The organism is Altererythrobacter sp. CAU 1644, assembly GCF_029623755.1.
Lineage (GTDB): Bacteria > Pseudomonadota > Alphaproteobacteria > Sphingomonadales > Sphingomonadaceae > Erythrobacter > Erythrobacter arenosus.
The window spans coordinates 3,186,703-3,205,323 of sequence record NZ_CP121106.1 but is presented as its reverse complement, the minus strand read 5'-3'; the positions used below and the strand labels follow the sequence as shown (position 1 = coordinate 3,205,323).

19 protein-coding genes and 1 tRNA gene are annotated in these 18,621 nt (G+C 60.8%); 11 read left to right on the top strand and 9 right to left on the bottom strand.

All coding sequences use genetic code 11. The annotated features are described in order from the left end of the window. Window positions 1-88 precede the first annotated feature (88 nt). A complete protein-coding gene (locus P7228_RS15890) occupies window positions 89-280 on the top strand; it encodes a hypothetical protein (protein ID WP_278016142.1) in 192 nt (63 codons plus the stop codon). Window positions 281-292: 12 nt separating this feature from the next. Here the strand turns inward: P7228_RS15890 and P7228_RS15885 are convergent, their stop codons facing one another. Further along, entirely contained in the window at window positions 293-1,600 is a 1,308-nt protein-coding gene (locus P7228_RS15885) for an MFS transporter (RefSeq protein WP_278016141.1), read from the bottom strand. Window positions 1,601-1,712: 112 nt separating this feature from the next. Here P7228_RS15885 and pgsA point away from each other — a divergent pair, with 112 nt between their 5' ends. Both pgsA and P7228_RS15875 read left to right on the top strand, forming a co-directional pair. Further along, window positions 1,713-2,306, top strand: a complete 594-nt coding sequence (gene pgsA / locus P7228_RS15880; RefSeq protein ID WP_278016140.1) for a CDP-diacylglycerol--glycerol-3-phosphate 3-phosphatidyltransferase — start codon at window positions 1,713-1,715, stop codon at window positions 2,304-2,306. Window positions 2,307-2,524: 218 nt separating this feature from the next. After that, the gene (locus tag P7228_RS15875; protein WP_278016139.1) at window positions 2,525-2,791 is read left to right on the top strand and encodes a hypothetical protein; all 267 of its coding nucleotides are present in this window, start codon (window positions 2,525-2,527) and stop codon (window positions 2,789-2,791) included. On the opposite strand, the gene P7228_RS15870 is transcribed toward P7228_RS15875, so the two are convergent. Continuing rightward, window positions 2,788-3,684, bottom strand: coding sequence for a hydrogen peroxide-inducible genes activator (locus P7228_RS15870; protein WP_278016138.1), 897 nt, complete (start codon window positions 3,682-3,684; stop codon window positions 2,788-2,790). The two genes, P7228_RS15875 and P7228_RS15870, sit on opposite strands and share 4 nt — an antisense overlap. After that, window positions 3,681-4,883, bottom strand: coding sequence for a ribonuclease D (gene rnd / locus P7228_RS15865; protein WP_278016137.1), 1,203 nt, complete (start codon window positions 4,881-4,883; stop codon window positions 3,681-3,683). The genes P7228_RS15870 and rnd overlap by 4 nt, the downstream gene beginning before the upstream one ends. Before the next feature lie 183 nt (window positions 4,884-5,066). On the opposite strand from rnd, the gene aspS reads away from it, so the two are divergent. After that, window positions 5,067-6,863 carry an aspartate--tRNA ligase gene (gene aspS / locus P7228_RS15860; protein WP_278016136.1) on the top strand — a complete coding sequence of 599 codons (1,797 nt, stop codon included), beginning with the start codon at window positions 5,067-5,069 and terminating at the stop codon, window positions 6,861-6,863. A 75-nt stretch (window positions 6,864-6,938) separates the two neighbouring features. Here the strand turns inward: aspS and P7228_RS15855 are convergent, their stop codons facing one another. The 3 genes from P7228_RS15855 to P7228_RS15845 form a co-directional block, all read right to left on the bottom strand. After that, complete coding sequence (locus P7228_RS15855; RefSeq protein ID WP_278016135.1) at window positions 6,939-7,370, bottom strand: ferritin-like domain-containing protein; 432 nt, start codon at window positions 7,368-7,370, stop codon at window positions 6,939-6,941. Between the two features lie 190 nt (window positions 7,371-7,560). Further along, window positions 7,561-8,802 carry a cation:proton antiporter gene (locus P7228_RS15850; RefSeq protein ID WP_278016134.1) on the bottom strand — a complete coding sequence of 414 codons (1,242 nt, stop codon included), beginning with the start codon at window positions 8,800-8,802 and terminating at the stop codon, window positions 7,561-7,563. Window positions 8,803-8,931: 129 nt separating this feature from the next. Next, window positions 8,932-9,696, bottom strand: a complete 765-nt coding sequence (locus P7228_RS15845) for a CsgG/HfaB family protein (RefSeq protein ID WP_278016133.1) — start codon at window positions 9,694-9,696, stop codon at window positions 8,932-8,934. Between the two features lie 245 nt (window positions 9,697-9,941). On the opposite strand from P7228_RS15845, the gene P7228_RS15840 reads away from it, so the two are divergent. The 3 genes from P7228_RS15840 (at window position 9,942) to mltG (ending at window position 12,507) form a co-directional block, all read left to right on the top strand. Further along, window positions 9,942-10,178 carry an acyl carrier protein gene (locus P7228_RS15840; RefSeq protein WP_006834437.1) on the top strand — a complete coding sequence of 79 codons (237 nt, stop codon included), beginning with the start codon at window positions 9,942-9,944 and terminating at the stop codon, window positions 10,176-10,178. Window positions 10,179-10,276: 98 nt separating this feature from the next. Further along, a complete protein-coding gene (gene fabF / locus P7228_RS15835) occupies window positions 10,277-11,536 on the top strand; it encodes a beta-ketoacyl-ACP synthase II (protein WP_278016132.1) in 1,260 nt (419 codons plus the stop codon). Between the two features lie 5 nt (window positions 11,537-11,541). Then, window positions 11,542-12,507: an endolytic transglycosylase MltG gene (mltG, locus tag P7228_RS15830; protein ID WP_278016131.1), complete on the top strand. Its 966-nt coding sequence runs from the start codon at window positions 11,542-11,544 to the stop codon at window positions 12,505-12,507. An 18-nt stretch (window positions 12,508-12,525) separates the two neighbouring features. Here the strand turns inward: mltG and P7228_RS15825 are convergent, their stop codons facing one another. Continuing rightward, the gene (locus P7228_RS15825) at window positions 12,526-14,484 is read right to left on the bottom strand and encodes an alkyl/aryl-sulfatase (protein WP_278016130.1); all 1,959 of its coding nucleotides are present in this window, start codon (window positions 14,482-14,484) and stop codon (window positions 12,526-12,528) included. 98 nt (window positions 14,485-14,582) lie between these two features. On the opposite strand from P7228_RS15825, the gene P7228_RS15820 reads away from it, so the two are divergent. The 3 genes from P7228_RS15820 (at window position 14,583) to P7228_RS15810 (ending at window position 16,703) form a co-directional block, all read left to right on the top strand. Next, entirely contained in the window at window positions 14,583-15,104 is a 522-nt protein-coding gene (locus tag P7228_RS15820) for a 2'-5' RNA ligase family protein (RefSeq protein ID WP_278016129.1), read from the top strand. Between the two features lie 90 nt (window positions 15,105-15,194). Next, window positions 15,195-15,271 (top strand) — tRNA-Met (locus tag P7228_RS15815). 178 nt (window positions 15,272-15,449) lie between these two features. Beyond that, complete coding sequence (locus P7228_RS15810; protein WP_224800986.1) at window positions 15,450-16,703, top strand: tyrosine-type recombinase/integrase; 1,254 nt, start codon at window positions 15,450-15,452, stop codon at window positions 16,701-16,703. A 7-nt stretch (window positions 16,704-16,710) separates the two neighbouring features. On the opposite strand, the gene P7228_RS15805 is transcribed toward P7228_RS15810, so the two are convergent. Both P7228_RS15805 and P7228_RS15800 read right to left on the bottom strand, forming a co-directional pair. After that, entirely contained in the window at window positions 16,711-16,914 is a 204-nt protein-coding gene (locus tag P7228_RS15805) for a DUF5818 domain-containing protein (protein ID WP_224800987.1), read from the bottom strand. Then, window positions 16,911-17,495, bottom strand: coding sequence for a lytic transglycosylase domain-containing protein (locus P7228_RS15800; RefSeq protein ID WP_212451818.1), 585 nt, complete (start codon window positions 17,493-17,495; stop codon window positions 16,911-16,913). Before P7228_RS15800 ends, P7228_RS15805 begins: the two co-directional genes overlap by 4 nt. Window positions 17,496-17,641: 146 nt before the next feature. Here P7228_RS15800 and P7228_RS15795 point away from each other — a divergent pair, with 146 nt between their 5' ends. After that, window positions 17,642-18,556 (top strand): DUF7146 domain-containing protein, encoded by a 915-nt coding sequence (locus tag P7228_RS15795; RefSeq protein ID WP_212451816.1) that lies wholly within the window; start codon window positions 17,642-17,644, stop codon window positions 18,554-18,556. The last annotated feature ends 65 nt before the right edge of the window (window positions 18,557-18,621 follow it).

Sequence of the window (18,621 nt, the reverse complement as noted above, 5' to 3'; positions counted from 1 at the left end):
CCATGAACATGCGTGCTTAATGTCCCGCGCTGCTACAGCGCTGATTTCCGGGGAGCGCGATGGTTATTATCGCGTTAACACCTGCATCATGCGTAGAGCCCTGGTCCTTACCGACGAAGTCGCCCGGCACCCCTTCCGTGCCTCTCTTCCCGCGCATGTCCGCAGCAACGAATACGAGCATCCGGCCGAGTCGCTCTGGCGGCTGACGCAGGACGATGTTCGCGGCTTTGCGACGACCTACATCGCGACCTTCGCGGCAGTTCTCGCTTTCATCATTTGAGCTGGGTTGCGCCTAGTGCGCGTGCTCGATCTCTGCCCGATGCAGCCGCTTGCCGAGCCACGCGGAAAACAGACACATCGCCGCGCTGAGCAGCAGCTGCTCCGCCACCGCGACCCCGATCATGTTCATCGCCATCGCCACGAGCGATCCGACCACCATCGCGCCTGAATTGACGATGTTGTTGGCGGCAATGGTGCGGCTGGCCTGGTCCGGCGAACAGCGCGTCGTCAGGAAAGCATAGAGCGGAACCACGAACATGCCCCCGGCAACCGCGATTCCAAGGAGGCAGAGCATGATCGCAACGGCGAGTGGCCAGGCGATGAACTCGCTCACGTTGAGTAGTTCGGTCGGCTGGTCGGCCTGCCACAACCGGCAGACTGTGTAGAAGGCGACCACGAACATGCCCATCACGATTACGGAGGAGGGCGCATAGCGGGCTGATACCTTGCCCTTGAGCAGTGCATTGACCGAAATCGAACCGAGCGCCACGCCGATGGAGAAGATCACCAGGAACAGGCTTGCGACTTCCTTGCTCGCCATCAGCGTGTTCTTGGCCAGGGGCGGGAACTGGATGAACAGGACGGCACCGATCGTCCAGAAGAAGCTGATCGACAGGATCGCGTAAAAGATCTGCTTGTCGTGCATGGTGTTGCGGATCAGCTCGATCGAGGCGCGGAGGATGTGCCAGTCGAGCTTCTCGATCTTCGCGACCGGCGGCGCGCTGGGGACCTGGCGGCTGGTCAGATAGCCGATCACCGAAGTGACGATAATTCCACCCGCAGCCCATTCGACCGGGATCCACCCCGCGAGGATCGTTCCCATCAGGATCGCGACATAGGTTCCCGCCTCGATCAGCCCGGTCCCGGCCAGCACCTCCTCGCGCCTCAGGTGCTGCGGGAGGATCGCATATTTGATCGGGCCGAGGAATGTCGACTGCACTCCGGTGAGGAACAGCGCAAGCAGCAGGAGGGGAATGGCAAAGGTGTGAACCGCGATGCCTTTCCACGCCAGGTAAAGCCCGGCGGCACCGATCAGCATCAGGCCGATTTCGCACAGCTTGACCCGACGGATGATCATGGCCTTGTCGCGCATGTCGGCGAGTTGGCCGGCCAGCGCCGACAGGATGAAGAACGGAAAAATGAACAGACCCGACGCGACAGCACTGAAAGTCCCCTCGGCGTTCTCGTCATTATACACCGCGTAGACCACGAACAGCACCATCGCGGTCTTGTAGAGATTGTCGTTGAAGGCGTTCAGAAACTGCGTGCAGAACAAGGGCAGGAAGCGTCGGCGGCTCAGCAGATGCGTGGACGTCGTCATATGGCTTCCCGATGTATCCTCACCCAATTGCGGTCCTTAGACCATGCGTAGCGGTGAACAAGGTAATGCGCGCATCTTTTGCCCCGCGCTAACTGCCGCTAGGGAATGCGGGATGCTGACGTTGCCGAACATCCTGACGCTCTCGCGCATCTTCGCGGTGCCGTTCCTTGCCTTTCTGCTGTGGTGGCCCGACTGGGCGATGGGATACCTGTTGGCTTTCGGGCTCTACAGCCTGATGGGGATCACCGACTATTTCGATGGCTACCTCGCGCGGTCGAGTGGCGCCGTGTCGAAACTCGGTATCTTTCTCGATCCCATCGCCGACAAGATCATGGTCGCCGCGGTCATCCTGGTACTGACCGCCCAGGGCGTATTGCGCGGACCCTATGTAGGCGACATGCACGTCATCGCAGGGCTGATCATTCTTGTGCGCGAGATTGCCGTTTCAGGCCTGCGTGAGTTTCTCGGCGGATTGCAGGTCTCGGTACCCGTGACGCGCCTCGCGAAATGGAAGACGACCTTCCAACTGATCGCGTTGGGCTCGCTTATTCTGGGTAAAGGGCTGCCTGGCTGGAACGTGGTTGTGGCAGGGATCGAGGCGAATGTGCCGCATACGGTCGGTCTGACCACCCTTTGGGCTGCGGCCGTCCTGACATTGATGACCGGCTGGGACTATCTCCGCGTCGGCCTTAAGCATATGGATTAACGAGATAAGATTCGGCGCGGCAAGTATTCGTGTCGCCAATGATCTTACGATCCCCGATTTTCTTTATTTCCGGGTGAAACCAAAACGCGGTTTGTGCGCTAATAGGGTTATAGACAACAACACGATTATCGGGCGCTCGTCATGCACTTCTGCAGCGCGCGCGCGGGAAACGCGCGCCTATCAACCGAATGTCAACCTCTTGCCCCTAGGACGGCGGCATGAGTTTTTCGCTGACGACATTTATTGGCCTGTTTTTCAAGGCCGGCGCCTACGCCCTGATCTTCAACGAAGTGCGCGGTGCGGTGCTCGCCGTTCCCGTGCTCTATGCGATGTACCAGTCGGGTGGATCGGCGATGGCGATCTGGCTCGGTATGTGTTCGCTGGCCGGGATTGCGCTGTCGGTCATCGTGCCGATCGTTGCAGCGAAACGGCTCGAACGCTTCGCGATGGAAAAACTCGCGACGGCACCCGCGAAAGCCGGCTAACCCGCCTTCAATTCTTCAGCCAGCAGTTTGAATTCCTCGGCACGGGGTGAATTCTTGCGCCAGATCAGCGCGATTTCGCGTTTGGCATTGACGGTCTTAAGGGGTCGCGCGACCACCTCCGTCCCGGTCAGGATTCCCGCTTCAAGTGCCATTTCGGGCAGCATCGTCAGCCCGAGATCGTTATCGACCATTTGCACCAGGGTGTGAAGCGAGGTGCCGATCATGGTCGCTGAAGCGCGTAGCTCCGGCCGGTTGCAAGCGGCGAGCGCGTGCTCCTTCAGGCAGTGCCCATCTTCCAGCAGCAGCAAGCGCCCCTCGTCAATCATCGAGGGCGGCACCGCGTCCGGGGGATCGCGCGGGTCGTCCTTGGGGAAAGCCACGAACAGGCGGTCGTCGGCAATGTGCGCGCTTTCGACTTCGCCGGTCGCGAAGGGTAGGGCGAGCAAGACGCAATCGACCCGCCCATGCTGGAGTGATTCGACAGCATCCTGGCTGGTCTCTTCGCGCAGGAAGAGCTTGAGTTCCGGGCGTTCCTTCTTGAGGCGCGGAAGGATCCGCGGGAGCATGAAAGGCGCGATAGTTGGGATCACGCTCATGCGAAGCGTGCCCGACAGGGGCTTCCCCGCCGCTTGAACCAGGTCGGAAAGCTCTTCTGCCTCGCGCAACAGCCGGTGCGCCTTCTCCACCACCTGTTCGCCCAACGATGTGAACCGTACAACACGGCGACTGCGCTCAACCAGCGTCACGCCAAGCAGCGATTCCAGCTCGCGGATCCCCGCGGACAGGGTCGATTGCGACACGAAGCTCGCCTCGGCCGCGCGGCCGAAATGGCCATGCTCGTGCAAGGCAACGAGATATTGCAATTGCTTGATGGTCGGAAGGTAGGTGCTCATTCGGCGGCGAGCGCTTCTTCCATGACCGCTTGCATATCATCGATATGTGTCATGGCGAGCTTGCCGTTGCGAACAGCGAAGGCGAGCTTGCCCTCGACGAGTTCGAGCGCGTCGCGCCCAAAAACTTCGTAGCGCCAGCCCTCAAGCACCGGTAGGTCGCGGACGCCGGCGGCGAGCGCTTCCATTTCCTCGGCCCGGGTCAACAGCCGCGATGCCACATCGATCTCGCGCGAGCGGATCTTGAGCAGTAGCTTGAGCAGATCGGCTACCAGCGCCCCTTCCTTGCCCAGCGGTGCGCCGCGCTTCATCTTTTCGGGCAGTTCGTCCTTGTCGAGCGGCTCGGCCTTCTCGAGCACCTTCATCAGCCGCTTGCCGATATCGTTGTCGCGCCAGGCACTCGAGAGCCCGCGCACCTTGGCGAGATCGTTCTGCTGCTTGGGCGGGTGGCTGGCGATGTCGGCGAGGGTTTCGTCGCGCATGATCCGTCCACGCGGGATGTTCTTGTGCTGCGCTTCGCCTTCGCGCCACGCGGCAAGAGACTTGAGCCGACCCAGGACCTGCGGGTTGCGACCCGGCTGGCGAATGCGGCGCCACGCCTGCTCGGGATCGACGACGTAGTTCGACACGTCGGCCAGCTTGTCCATTTCGGCATCGAGCCAGGCTCCGCGCCCGGTCTTGATCAGCTTCTTGAGGATTTTCGGGAAAATCTTCGAGAGATGCGTGACGTCGCCAATCGCATACTCGATCTGTCGGCTGGTGAGAGGGCGGCGACTCCAGTCGGTGAAGCGCGCGCCCTTGTCGACCGTGATTCCCAGCCAGCTTTCGACCAGATTGGCGTAGCCGATCTGTTCGGACTGGCTGATCGCCATCATCGCGATCTGCGTGTCGAAGATCGGATGCGGGGTCTTGCCTGCCAGGTTGACGATTATCTCGACATCCTGGCCGCCTGCATGGAAGACCTTGAGCACGTCTTCATTCGCGCACATCAGGTCGAGCAGGGGAGAAAGGTCGATCCCGTCGGCGAGCGGGTCGATTGCCGCGGCCTCTTCTTCATTGGCGATCTGCACGAGGCAGAGTTCGGGCCAATAGGTGTTTTCACGCATGAATTCGGTGTCAACGGCAACGAATTCGGACTTGGCCAGGCGCTCGCAGAGATCTTCGAGGGCCTCGGTCGTGGTAATCAGATCATGTATTTTCATTCGTCATTTCGTTTCTGTGGGCGGAGTGCCGCCCCCGGGCCAAAGCCCAATTGGAGGGTCAGGTGCCTTGACAAAGCCACCCTCTTCCCCTGTTAGCGCGCGCGATACAGTCGCATGCGGCGCACGCCTGTTTTGTTTGCGGGCGCCCTTAGCGTCATAGCTCCGAAAATGGAAAGATTTTAGATGCACGCCTATCGTACCCACAACTGCGCACAGCTTTCGGCAGAAAATGTCGGAGAAACAGTCCGCCTGTCGGGTTGGATTCATCGCAAGCGCGACCATGGCGGCGTGCTGTTCGTCGATTTGCGCGATCATTACGGCATCACCCAGATCGTTGCCGACGAGGATTCGCCGGCTTTGGCGGTGTTGGAGCGGCTCCGTCCCGAATCGGTTGTAACGGTCGATGGCCAAGTGAAGGCGCGCACTCCCGAGACAGTGAACAAGGATCTTCCCACCGGCGAGATCGAGGTCTTTGCTCGCGGAATCACCGTCCAGAGTGCGGCGGAAGAACTGCCGATGCCGGTTGCCGGGGAGCAGGAATATCCCGAGGATATCCGGCTCAAGTACCGCTTCCTCGACTTGCGTCGTGAAACGCTGCACAAGAACATCATGACCCGCGTGGCCGTCGTTTCGGACATGCGCGAGCGCATGAAGGGCGCGGGCTTCAACGAATTCTCGACCCCGATTCTGACAGCGTCGAGCCCCGAAGGCGCGCGAGACTTCCTGGTTCCGAGCCGCATTCATGCCGGCAAGTTCTACGCGCTGCCGCAGGCGCCGCAGCAGTACAAACAGCTGCTGATGGTCGCCGGGTTCGACCGCTACTTCCAGATCGCGCCCTGCTTCCGTGACGAGGACCCACGGGCAGACCGCCTGCCGGGCGAGTTCTACCAGCTCGACCTCGAAATGAGCTTCGTCACCCAGGAAGAGGTGTGGGACACCATGGAGCCGGTGATTGCCGGTACCTTCGAAGCCTTTGCCAATGGCAAGCATGTGACGCCCGCGGGCCAGTTCCCGCGCATCCCATATGCCGAAGCGATGCTCAAATACGGCAGCGACAAGCCCGACCTGCGCAATCCGCTGATCATCACCGATGTCACGACGCATTTCGCAAAGTCTGGCTTTGGTCTGTTCGAGAAGATCGTCGGAACCGGCGGTGTTGTGCGCGTGATCCCGGCGCCGGGCACGCATGAGAAGAGCCGCAAGTTCTTCGACGACATGAACGATTGGGCGCGCAAGGAAGGCTTCGCCGGGCTTGGCTATGTTACCCGCAAGGGTGGCGAGTTTGGCGGCCCGATCGCCAAGAACCACGGCCAGGAGGGCATGGAGAAGCTCTATGCCGAGCTGGGCCTGGGCGAGAACGACGGCTGTTTCTTTGCCGCAGGCAAGGAAAGCGACGCGGCCAAGCTGGCAGGCGCTGCGCGCATTCGCGTCGGCGAGCAATTGGAACTGATCGACAAGGACCGGTTCGAACTCGCCTGGATCATCGATTTCCCGTTCTACGAATATGACGAGGACGAGAAGAAAGTCGACTTCAGCCACAACCCGTTCTCGATGCCGCAGGGCGAACTGGAGGCGCTTGAAACCAAGGATCCGTTGACGATCAACGCCTACCAGTACGACCTCGTCTGCAACGGCTACGAAATCGCCTCGGGATCGATCCGTAACCACAAGCCAGAAACCATGGTGAAGGCCTTCGAAATTGTCGGGCTGAGCAAGGCAGACGTCGAGGAACAGTTTGGCGGCATGTACCGCGCGTTCCAGTATGGCGCTCCACCGCATGGCGGGATGGCCGCTGGCGTCGATCGGATCGTGATGCTGCTCTGCGGCGCGCAGAACCTGCGCGAGATCACGCTGTTCCCGATGAACCAGAAAGCGGAAGACCTGCTGATGGGCGCGCCGAGCAAGCCGGAGCCCAAGCAGTTGCGCGAACTTCACCTGCGGGTGGTCGAGCCGCCGAAGAAAGAGGGCGAGGGCGCATAATCGCCTATCACTCGACGAAATGAAAAAGGGCGCGGTGTCGAAACCGCGCCCTTTATCGTTCGGGCGACCAAATGATCAGTCGTACTGGTGTTCGAGCATATCGGCGAAGCGTTCGCCTTCGCAGATCTCGTTGTAGCACTGCTCGACGATCGCACGTTCTTGGACGTCCAGCGCATCGCTCTTCAGCGCCGATTCGAACTTGCCCTTGATGTAGTCTTCGCCTTCCTCGACGCGCTCGGTCGCGGCTTCGTCGCCATTTTCGAACATGTCGGTGATGCCCATCCACAGTTGATGCAGTTCGCCGCTGACGGTGCCCTTGGTGACAAGTTCGTCACCCTGTCGCTGCAGTTCGGCGTTCATCTGCTGCAGGGTCTGCTCACGCTGCTGGCAACGTTGTGTAAGGGCCTGCTTGAGGCTCGGACTCTCGGCCTTTTCGGCCGCCTTGCGATAGCCCTCGACCGAATCGAAGGTGGTGTCGGTAAGCGATTTGAATACGGTACTAGCCATGTGTTTTGCGTCCCTTTTCAGAAGGTTGGATACATCACCAACGCATGGGAAGGGCTAAAGGGTTCCCGTTTCCGAAAAGATATAGGTGGGCCGCCCTTTTGCCGCGCCGGTCCGTTCAACGGGCGCCCGGCCTGCGAATTTTGCAGAGGATTGAAGGCGCGTTTCGGATATTGTGCGAGAGATCGCTTTGCTAGACGCGCCCGAACGGCTCGATGATCGCCATCTTCTCCGGACATTCGTCGGTCGCCTCGGCTTTGCGGGCATAGGCATTGCCGAGCGGAGCGGCAGTCACGCCGTGCAACAATGCGCTGATCCACACCGCGTTGATCGCGACCGCCATGATCGGGGCGGCCAGCCAGCCGTCCAGCTTTTCGATTATCAGCAGCGCGAAAATCGCGGTCGCAAGCCCCCTCGGCCCGAACCAGCCGAAGAACAGCCGCGTTGTTGGGGAAGCATCGCTACCGGCCAGTGACAACCAGATTGCCAGCGGGCGCACGATGAACAGGCTGACGAGGATCAGCCCGGCAACCCGCCAATCGAGCATTGCCAGCGCATCTGGAAGCAAGGTCAGTCCGACCAGGAGAAACGTACCCCACATCAGCAGTTGGCCTTCGCCCTCGCTAAATTCGAAGACGAAGTCGCATTTGCCCTTCACGATGTTTCCGAAGCAGAGCCCGCCCACAAAGGCGGCCATGAACCCGTTGCCGCCCACGAGGTCCGCGATCAGATAGGTCGCCATGGCCAGCGTGAGCGCGGCGATTCCTTCAAGGGTGCGCGAGGATAGCATTCGTTCATCGGCTGCCAGATGGGCCTTGCCTGCAGCGTAGCCGATGACCACCCCCACCAGCGGGCCGAGCGTCAACTGAAGGATGGCGAACAGCAGCCAGTCGCGCGTGCCCAGATCCATTGCCTGCGCGGTGAGGCTGGCGAACAACAGCACAGCAGGGAGCGCGAGACCGTCGTTGAGGCCGCTTTCGACGGTCAGGCTCCGCCGTACGCGAACCGGGATCTGCTTGTTCATCAGGATTGATTGGCCCAGCGCGGCGTCGGTCGGTGTCAGGAGCGCGGCGACCAGGGCAAGCGCGACCAGCGGCCAGGAAGGAAAGAACAGCCATGCCGCAAGTGTGCCGAATACTATAGCAAGCGGCATTCCGCGAATGAGCATTCGCTGCGGCCAGACATGCTGTTTCTTGAGATGGCCAAGGTCGATTTGCGAAGCATCGAGGAACAGCAGGATGACGAGCGTTACCTCGGCGAGGATCTCGAGCGATTCGCGGGCCGCATCCTCGGGCAACCAGTCGGTAGAGGACAGTGCATATCCCACAGCCAGGAAGACCATCGGCGCCGTGATGATCGTGCGTTCGAGCCTCCGCCCGAACATGGCGAAAGTAAAGATCGCGGCCAGCACGACCAGCAGGCCGATCCCTTCCATCCAGCTACCCCCTGTTCCAATCGAACGAGTAGCGATGGTGCGCCCGAGGGTGGATCATGTCCACCCTCGGGATAACGCGATGGATGGTATCTAGGAGGTTCGATCGACCTCCAGTGTGGTCATTTGCCCCTATTTGGCTTCCGGCGCGGCAGCAGCGGCATCGTCAGGAAGTCCGCCGAGCTGGTCGACGAGTTTGGTATAGGCATCGAGATAAGCGAGGACGATGACCTGTCCGATCTCGGTGTTTTGATAGCCTGTTCCGCCGGCCGCGGCGAAACCGCCCCACCAGCCGCCACCGCCGCCGGCTCCGAAGCCGATATCCTTCTTGCGGGCGTAGCCTTCGGTCAGCGCCTCTTCGACGGTCGTACGAGCATTGACGATCGAAAGGGTAACGTTGGCCTCTTTCTTCTTCACGTTGATGCCGCCCGCGAGTCCGCCCAGCAACCGGTTGCCGAGCAGTCCGCCGATGGCGCCGCCGAGGCCGCCGCCGCCGCTATTGCTGTTGGTGGTGACGATATCGGGCTGGAGGAAATAGTCTGCCGCCTTGACCTGGCCCTTTCCGAGGTTTGATCCTTCCTGCAGCTCGCCCTGGTCGGCGAGGGCGCGTTCCATCGCGCGGCTCTGCATCGAGCGGCCGCGATTGACGAGCGTGAAGCAGCCGGATTGCTGCACGAAGATCTTCATGATGGCTTCGGGGCTGCCAAGGCTGAGCTCTCGCCACCACTGATTGTCGGGCTCGACGATAGCGACAGTTCCAAGATTGTGGCTGCAACGCGGAATCTCGGCGGTGCCGCGGTCCTGCTGCTTCTTCGCGGAGGAGCGGTCCTGTGCGAGGGCAGCGGACGGAATGGAAAGCGAAACAGCCGCAAGGGCGGCCAAAACCAATTGACGCATGAAAAAATCCTTGTCCGACAATATGTAAAGCTAGCTCCGATATTTTCGGATACTGCTCATTGGTGCGATCCCGCCGATCCTGTTTATACGAAAATTTCCGTCGATGCATTGCTACGTTCGAGGTACGTGTTGAAAACAGGAAGCGACGCCGTCGAACAGCAATTTGCCATGCCCCTTGCGCTCCGTTGATCGGTTCATTAGGGCGAAAAGCGATATTCGAAACCCCCAGGAACAGAGGGAATAATATGAGCGATACTGCCGACCGCGTGCAGAAGATTGTCGTCGAGCATCTCGGCGTCGAGGCCGACAAGGTCACCCAAGAAGCCAGCTTCATCGATGATCTGGGCGCAGACAGCCTCGACATCGTCGAACTCGTGATGGCCTTCGAAGAAGAATTCGGCGTGGAAATCCCGGACGATGCGGCCGAAAAGATCACCACGGTCGGTGACGCCACGAAATACATCGAAGAACACAAGGGCTAAACACACCTGAGCGTTTTCGCTGCCGCCCCGGTGGTGGCACTGGACAGGCCCGACCCGTAACCGGGCCGGGCCTGTGGCATTTTTGCGGAGATTACTGAATGCGTCGTGTCGTCGTAACCGGTCTTGGCCTCGTCACTCCCTTGGGTGGAGACGTGGAAACCAGCTGGCGGAACCTCATCGCAGGCAAGAGCGGTGCAGGTCCGATCACCCGTTTCGATGCATCAGACCAGAAGTGCCAGATCGCTTGTGAGGTGAAGCCCAAGGACCACGAAGACGGTTTCGACCCGGACAAGCGCGTGGATCACAAGGTGCAGCGTCAGGTCGATCCCTTCATCGTCTACGGTATCGATGCAGCCGGCCAGGCGCTGGAGGATGCAGGCCTTGCCGAGATGGACGATGACCTCAAGACCCGCACCGGCTGTTCGATCGGTTCGGGCATCGGTGGGCTACCTGGCATCGAGAGCGAATCGATCGTGCTGCACGAACGTGGTCCCGGTCGCGTCAGCCCGCACTTCGTCCATGGACGCCTGATCAACCTGATCAGCGGCCAGGTCTCGATCAAATACGGCCTGATGGGTCCCAACCACGCGGTCGTGACCGCCTGTTCGACCGGTGCGCACTCGATTGGCGATGCCGCCCGCATGATCAAGGACGGCGATGCCGATGTCATGCTTGCCGGCGGAGCTGAAAGCACGATCAACCCGCTCGGGGTTGCGGGCTTTGCCCAGGCGCGCGCGCTCAACATGAGCATGAACGACCGCCCGACCGAGGCCAGCCGCCCCTACGACAAGGACCGCGACGGTTTCGTCATGGGCGAGGGCGCAGGCGTGGTGGTGTTGGAAGAATACGAACACGCCAAGGCGCGTGGCGCGAAGATCTACGCCGAGGTGGTCGGCTACGGCCTGTCAGGCGACGCCTATCACGTCACTGCACCTCACCCGGAAGGCAAGGGCGCCGAACTCGCGATGCGCATGGCGCTGCGGAAGGCCGGTATGGACGCCGGCGATATCGATTACGTCAACGCGCACGGCACATCGACCATGGCCGACACGATCGAACTCGCTGCGGTCAAGCGCGTGCTGGGCGACGACCTCTCGGGCGCCTCGATGTCGAGCACCAAATCGGCGATCGGCCACCTTCTCGGCGGCGCGGGCGCGGTCGAGGCGGTATTTTGCATCCTCGCCATGCGCGACCAGGTGGTTCCGCCCACGCTCAATCTGCACAATCCCGATGAGGGCACCGAGGGTGTCGACCTCGTTCCGCTTGAGGCGAAGCAGCGCGAGGTACGTGCCGTGCTCAATAACAGCTTCGGATTTGGCGGCACCAACGCCTCGCTCATCATGAAGAAGGTCGACTGAACGTGATGAAGCGTGGCTGCCTCGTCGTAGCCATCCTCGCATTGCTGTTAGTCGCCGCCGGTGTCTTTGCCAGCGGAATGTTCGGTTCGGCTACGGTCGAAGAGGACACGTCATTCGTCATCCCGGCTGGATCGTCGCTGACCTCGGTCGCGGAGAAGCTGGAAGAAGAGGGGCTGATATCCTCCGCAAACGGTTTCCTGTTGCGGGCAAAACTGCTCGGCGGCGGTGATCCGATCCAGGCGGGCGAATTCGAGCTTACTGCCGACATGAGCCAGGGCGACATGCTCGAGGCGTTTCAGTCCGGCGACGTCATCCGGCGCTTCGTTACGATCCCAGAAGGCTGGCCATCGATCATGGTGTTCGAGAAGCTGATGGCGGAAGAGCTGTTGACGGGAGAGATCGACGTTCCGCCCGAAGGCTCGATCCTGCCCGATACCTACGATTTTGAGCGCGGCGAGAGCCGCCAGGTGGTGGTCGAACGGATGCAGGCGGCGATGGACACCTACCTCGCCGAGGCCTGGGCCAAGCGCAAGCCGGGCATTGCTGTCGACACCATGCGCGATGCGCTGATCCTGGCCTCGATCGTCGAGAAGGAAACCGGCGTCGCGCGCGAACGCCGCATGGTTGCAGGGCTGTATTCCAACCGGGTCAAGCAGGGCATGATGCTGCAGGCCGATCCGACGATTATCTACCCGATCACCAAGGGCAAGCCGCTCGGTCGCCGGATCAGGCAGTCCGAGATTGCCGCGGTCAACGACTACAACACCTATTCGATGGTCGGTCTGCCCAAGGGGCCGATCACCAACCCGGGGCGGGAGAGCATCGCCGCTGTCCTCGATCCGGCAGCGACCAACGCGCTCTACATGGTCGCCGACGGAACCGGTGGGCACAAGTTCGCCGACACGCTTGACGAGCACAATGCCAATGTCGCCGAATGGTATCGCCTGCGGCGCGAACGCGGCGAGATGTAGCTGCAGCCCGCCCTGGGCTTAGGGCAGGACGATGTTGAAGCCCGCCCCGACAGGATCGAGCGCATCGATCAAGCCTTGCATCGCCGTGGCATCTCCTTCGACCTGAAGCCCGGCGGCCGCCATCTGCTCGACCGGCATTTTCAGGAAAAGCATCCCCAGGATCATCTGCCGCGGCCCGCGCAGAACGACATCGGGAGCCTCGACCTGCTGACCCAATCGCCCGATCATGATCCGGTCGTTCGCCTCGATCACCGCGGTTTCTCCGCGATCGGTCAGGTGAAGCTGGACCGTCACCGGCCCGCTTGCCAGCTTCGTCGGATCGAACCGCGTCGCTGCGGAATCGAGCAGCAGGCCGGTTTCGATGGCGCTGATGACGTCGGGGCTTTGGGTCTGGAACGCCTCGCGGGCGCCCTTCCGTAGCTCATCCGCCGCAACGAGGAACTGGTTGCGCCAGATTGCGCTCTCTGCCTGGTAGCCCTGCTGTTCATAGCTGTCGGCAAGCAGACCGCGCGCCTGCTCATCGGCAGGTGCGGTGAAAACCAGTTGCTGCAAGAGGTCGGACGCCCAGCGATAGTCACCTGAAGCCATTGCCGTCCGGGCGAGCGCCATGACGCGTTCCGAACCGCCGAGAGCCTCGACCATGCGCCTGGCGCGTTCGATTGGCGGATGCGCATGCAGGTTCGCCGGAACGGCATCGTACCAACCTAGATAATACTGGTAGATGGCCTTCGAATTGTGGCTGTAGGTGCCGTAATAACCGTGGTTGGACCACTCCTCGCCAAGGTTCGTGGGAAGGGGAACGTCCTCCGCGATTTCCGCCATGGTCGATCCACGGTTCATTCGCCTCACTGTTTGGTCGTGGAGGTAGCGATAGTTGTCGCGCTGGGCCGAAAGCCAGGCCGTGCCGGCCTCGGTCCCGAATTGCGGCCAGCAATGGCTCGAGACCACGACATCGCTCTTGGGCGCATAAACGGTGGCCGCCTCGTCAAGATAGTGCGCCCAGGCGCGCGTGTCGCGCACCTTGGCTCCGCGCGGAGTCAGGATATTGTGCATGGTGCAGGTCGCGATCTCCGCCGCTAGAAACGTCCGCGCCGGTTCGACATAGACGTTGAGCTCTGCGGGCGCCTCGCTCCCGGAAACGATCTGGAATTCCAGCGAAACGCCATCCACCACCCGTTTCTCACCGGTGCGCTTGATGATGTCATTGGGCGCGATCAGCGTGACAGTCCCGCCGGACACCGCCGTACCGATTCCGCTGCCCATCTGGCCTTGTGGCCCTGGCTGAAGCCCGCGTCCGAACTGATAGGCGGCGCGCCGCGTCATGGCGCTGCCGGCCATCACGTTTTCCGAGCTGGCTTCCTCCATGAAGTGTTCGGGTGCGATGACCGCGACCCGACCTGCCTTGACCTCCTCCTCGCCGACTACACCGCGCACGCCGCCGAAGTGATCGGCGTGGCTATGGCTGTAGACGACCGCCGTCACCGGCCGCTCGCCGAGCGTTTCATTGACGAGTTCCAGCGCCGCGGCCGCAACCTCGGCCGTGGTCAGTGGGTCGATCAGGATCCAGCCGGTGGCACCGCGCACGACGGTCATGTTCGACAGGTCGAATCCTCGAACCTGCCACACGCCGTCTGTCACCTCGAACAGCCCGTGATGCTTGAGGTAGCGCATGTGCCGCCACAGGCTCGGATGGACGGTTGCAGGCGCCTCGCCATCGACGAAGTCGTAAGCGGCGAGGTTCCAGACTGGCTCACCGTTTGCGTTCTTGATCACCGGGTCGCTGCGCGTGGCGAGGAATCCGCGCGTGGCGAAGGCCGCGTCGCGCTCGCCATCGGCGGGCAGGGCCGAGGCGGCGACGCGCTGCGCCTCGATCGTGGCAGGAGAAGCAGGTTTGGGCTGCGCCAGCGCCTCGCCATGCAGGGGCGCTGCGATCAGTGCCAAGGTCACCAGAGTACGGTTTCGCATTCTGCCGGTCATGTTTCTCTCCTCCACCTTGCAAGGGAGACTGCTCCCATGCCCGGTCGATAACAAGGGTGACGTTGCGTAAGGCAGCGCGACCGGTCCATAGCGCCACCATGAAGAACCCGCCCTTCATCGTCACGGCGTCGCTGCCGCCTGATCTGTTCGCCTGGGCAGACAGGCTGCGGCGAGAGCACTTTCCGCCTGAGCGCAATCACTTGCACGCGCATGTCACGCTTTTTCACAGCTTTGCGCCGACGCTGTTCGAAGAGCTCAAGACCGTGCTTCCCCGGGTGGCAGGAGAATTTGCGCCTGTACCGGCGCGGATCGAAGGCTTGATGGATTTGGGGAAGGGCACCGCGATCCGAATCGAAAGCCCTGGCATGCTCGCCATTCGCGCAGGGATTGCGGAGCATTTTCACGGCGCCCTCACTGACCAGGACCTGCACGAGCCAAGGCTGCACATCACCGTCCAGAACAAGGTCACCAAGGAGGAGGCGAGGGCGCTGCAGGCCGAACTTGCAAGTGTCGTCGAACAACGCGAGTTCCACTTCACCGGCCTCGAGCTTCATCGCTATCTTGGGGGGCCGTGGGAGATGGTGCGCAACTTCCCATTCAGAGGGCGCGAAAAGGCGTGACATGGGTGTTGACCGGGCGGCTCTGCGGCCCTAAATGCGCCGCCTGCCGAGCGGGCAATTCGCCCCGGCAGGCCTCATGGCAATGACTGGGGCGGAGTAGCTCAGGTGGTTAGAGCAGCGGAATCATAATCCGCGTGTCGGGGGTTCGAGTCCCTCCTCCGCTACCAATCTCGAATCCGCATGGGTTCGCTTGCTTCCGCATACATCCGTAAACTTCAATTAAAACAGAATGATGTGAGTGATTCGCGTCCGCTTGCGTGCGCATGCATTCGCTTGAAGCCGGATTTGGTGTGGGGGTATTTTGGGGGTATTTTCCGGGGGTAGCGAAAAGGAGCGATACCCCCAATGGCCTTGAGTGAGATTCAGATCAAAAAAGCGAAGGCGGCTGAGCGTCCATACAAGCTTGCGGATGGGGAGGGATTATTCCTCCTGGTGCAAAAGAACGGCTCGAAGCTCTGGCGGCTGAAATACCGGTACCACGGGAAGGAGAAGCTGCTTTCTTTCGGTGCCTACCCCGAAGTCGGAATAGCGGCCGCAAGAGAACTCAAGAGAGCTGCCAAGGGTGTGCTGGCCGAAGGCAGGGACCCGATGGTTCACAAACCGGGTCGGGACTTCGAAGAGGCTAAGACCTTCAGGGCGATTGCCACCATGTGGCATGAGAACAGAGCAAGTAGTCTCAATCCCGCCCATGCGAAGCGCGTGTGGTCGCGGATGGAGCAGGACGTGCTTCCTGTCTTAGGCGAGCTCATGATGCATGAGATAACTCCACCAGAAGTCCTGAAGGTCATTCGGAAGATCGAGGAGCGCGGCGCGCTCGACATCAGTCGACGGGCCAAGCAATGCATTGGTCAGGTATTCCAGTTCGCGATTGCCAGCGGACTTTGCGATTCCGATCCAACGGCGCATCTTCGGGGGGCTTTGAAGCCACGTCCTCGGGTCAAGCATATGGCGAAGCTGCCTCTGGCACAGCTACCCGAACTCATCATCAAGATGGAGCGATACCAGGAAGAGGGTGAGAGACGATCCGAAATTACGCGGGCGGCATTGACCTTTGCTCTTCTTACATGGGTCCGGACCAAGGAACTCCGGTTCGCCAAGAAGCACGAGTTTGAAGGTCTAGTCGGAGATTTACCAGTTTGGCGCATTGGCGCTGATCGGATGAAAATGGGCCGCGAGCATATCGTGCCTTTGTCGCGACAAGCCGCTTCTCTTGCTCAAGATATGATCAGCAAGTCCGAAGGCGAATACGTCTTTCCAGGCCAGAAGCCCAAGATGCCGCTTTCCGAGAATACGATGATCTATGGCCTCTATCGCCTCGGTTACCACGGGCGACAAACTGTTCACGGCTTCAGGGGTCTGGCGAGCACCTGGGCGAATGAGCAGCTGGTCGAGGTCGGCGAACCACCGATGTGGATCCGCAGATATCATGAAGACTGGGTCGAACTGCAATTGGCACACAGCGAAGAGAACGAGGTTCGCGGGGCATACAATGCTGCCGAATATCTCGCTCCCCGTCGTGCAATGCTGCAGGATTGGGCAGACTTCCTCGATTCCATCGGCGGCAAAGCGCAAAACATTGCTGTTTTGAGAGCCGCTTGACCTGCTCCTAGGCGGGCACCTGCCCCAGCCATTCGACGCGAAGGCGGTCGAACCCGACAACGATACCCTCTGCGGTAACCTCAAATCCAAAGTCGTTGTTTGAGGGTTCGTAGTCTTCGAGAACCCAATGATCTCCGGCATCGGTTACAATTACGGCTCCCCGAGGAAGGTGCTCGAGCCGTCCGCTGATCCTTTTCCGATTCGTAGTCATATCGAACCGTATGCCATCCATCGGTCGATAACGCTCTTCACATATCCAGGTGTTTCACGATTTTTCGGTATTCCGCCGGCTCGCGACACGGCGCCGGGACCAGCATTGTATGCGGCCAGCGCGAGATGGATCGCACCGAAGCGCTCTAGCATCTGCTTCAGATACCGCGCGCCGCCATCGATGTTCTCAGCCGGATCGTGGCGATTGCTGACACCAAGTTCTCTTGCCGTTCCCGGCATGAGTTGAGCGAGCCCAGCGGCGCCAGCCGGACTGATTGCCATCGGGTTGAACCGCGATTCCTGCCAAATCAGGGCCTGAAGCAGTCGAGGCGGCAATTGGTATCGCGCTTCAGCTTGCCGGATGAGTGGCTCATACAAGGCTTCCTTGAAGCTTCTATCGATATAGGCCGCGCCGCCATCTGGCTTGCCCAAGTGGATTGCAGTCGGGTTGAAAGCGCGCCCTTTGTCGTTTGTAACCTCAACTGTGCCGAGGTCATGGTCGAAGACCTGAAACTCCTGCGCGTGCGCGGATCCCGAAATCGCAATCGCGAGCGCACCGCAACCGCAAGCCACCAGAGACATTCGCATTGAATTACCTTTCACGTTGCCTCGATCCGCAAGAGAACATAAATAGAACAAATGGGTGTAGGAAAACGTTTTTTTTGCAAGTTTATCCGAGAGGAGAGGGGTTCGTCTGGAGGGGGCAATTGTGAGGCGATGGAGCCGGTATGCCTGTTTCGAATTCAACCCTGTCACGTACCTCGCTTGAGGACACCGCCCGCAACATCTGCGAAAGCCGAGGGGGCAAATGGTCAGGCACAAAGGGGATGGCGTGCTGTCCCGCGCATGATGACCGCACACCTTCGCTCGGCGTGACGCTCGGCCGAAAGGCTATTCTCTTCCATTGCTTTGCGGGCTGCGATCAACAGAGCGTGCTTTCCGCAATGGCGCGCGAAGGTTTCGAGGTGGCCAGGTTTTTCTCGGGTTCTTCGGCCGAGGATCAGATCGAGCCAACAAGGCTACGCACACCCTCGGCAGCAGCGTTGAGGATCTGGCGCGAAGCGGAACCATTGGGTGCCAGTCCGGCGAAGGCCTACCTCGAGAGCCGCGGCATCCTGGCCGCATCTTCAGCTCTTCGCTTTCATCCGCAAACGCCGCTCGGGCCGAAAGGACAGGCCCGCTTTCTTCCCGCTATGATTGCGGCGGTCAGCCTCGATGAGGGGCCGATCGCGATCCACCGCACGTTTTTGTCCACCGAGGCTTCAACCAAGGCCACCTTCGACAAGCCAAAGCGCGCGCTTGGCTCGCTCGGTGAAGCTGCTGTCCGTCTCTTTGCTCCGGTTTCCGGGAAGCTCGGCCTTGCCGAGGGGATCGAGAGCGCGTTGTCAGCCTATGCGCTCACCGGCATTCCCGTTTGGGCGACCCTTGGGAATGAGCGTTTCGGTCTCGTAAGCATTCCCGAGAGTGTGACCGAGCTTCATCTGTTCGTCGATCATGATGCTGGCGGCGAGCTGGCCGCCTCGCGTGGCCTCGGAGCCTACGCGCAGGAAGGGCGGACGATCCAAGTCCGCAAGCCACATCCAAGCGATACCGACTGGAACGATGAACTCATAGCATGGCTGCGCCGCAAAGCGGCGCGTTAGAGGAGAGAGGGCTTCTCGATTTCTTGATCCGGCAGAGGGCGTGTCCCGATGCCCCCATCAGGAGG